At 56.0% G+C, this 1,052-nt stretch carries 2 protein-coding genes; both read right to left on the bottom strand.

Annotation, left to right across the window (positions count from 1 at the left end; translation table 11 throughout):
• Positions 1–527, bottom strand: a 527-nt coding sequence (locus A3730_RS03150; RefSeq protein ID WP_231883825.1) for a porin, incomplete at its 3' end; no start/stop codon positions are given.
• Between the two features lie 292 nt (positions 528–819).
• Positions 820–1,052: acyl-CoA dehydrogenase C-terminal domain-containing protein (locus A3730_RS03145; RefSeq protein ID WP_197477252.1), on the bottom strand; the 233-nt coding region annotated here is incomplete at its 5' end.

The raw sequence follows: 1,052 nt of genomic DNA, 5'->3' as shown, positions 1-1,052 counted from the left end.
CCGACCACCACATCGTCTTCACCCGGCGCCAGCTGGGCCCTCACCACAATGCCGCCCAGGTCCATGCTTTCCCAGTTCAGGCTATTGCTGTTACGGCGCTGGCCGAGAAAGACGGTGTCCATATCCGCCACGGTATCGTTGAACTGGTCGATCTTGCCTTCCGCCAGTTTCACCACGCTGTCGTAACGGCCGGCGAAAATCTTGCCCACCTGGGTGCCCAGGCCCAGAAAGCTGTTGCGTGTGGAAAAGGTGGCGCTGCTATCACCGTCCGCGTCGTAACCCACTTCCATCTGGTAAATCACCGACAGGCTGTCGTTATACAGCGGCTCTTCGCCTTTCACCCCCAGCCGGGAGTTGTTGCTGGACACAAACCAGGCGTCGGACAGATCATCCTGGCTAAAGACCAGGGCGCCCTCCGGATAATCACTGGTTTTATCCACGCTAAGATTCAGCTTGCCATAGAAGGTCGGCGCCGCCATGGCCCCCACAGGCAACATGGCCGTGGCGACCGAAGCCGCAAGTAGCATTTTTTTCACGTTAATTCCCCGCTCAATGTGTCGCTCGCAATTGATGACGACTATATGACTGTTTTGTGTCACCAACAAGAACGAGCAAGCACGGCGAGACCCTGGTGTTGCGTGTTGTGTGAACTCCGTTGTGGCCGCAGAGCGGCAAAAAGACGGCAAAAAAAAAGCCCCCTGGCGGGGGCTCAAAAAATACCGTCATAGCTTCTCCTGCCAATGGCAGGTCCCGAGCCTGATGACGATAGGCACACTCGGTTAATCCAGTGATCACGACAAGGCCGTAATCAGAACATAATCAGAACCAGCTTGGATCCATCTCCATAAAGGTGTCGTCGCCATTAATCAGCTGTTGCGCATCCCATTCCACCCGGGGCAATTCCCAGCGGAAGAAGTAACGGGCAGCCTGCAATTTTCCTTTCGCAAAAACCGCATCGTCAGGGTCGCTCAACGTGACTGCTGCATTAGCCTGGCGTAACCACATCCACGCCGCCACGGTGTGGCCCAGCAACTGCAAATAGGCATTGGCAT

The sequence above is a fragment of the Alcanivorax sp. HI0044 genome (assembly GCF_001634945.1).
The sequence above is the reverse complement of the archived record's forward strand: the minus strand, read 5'-3'. Positions and strand labels throughout refer to the sequence as shown.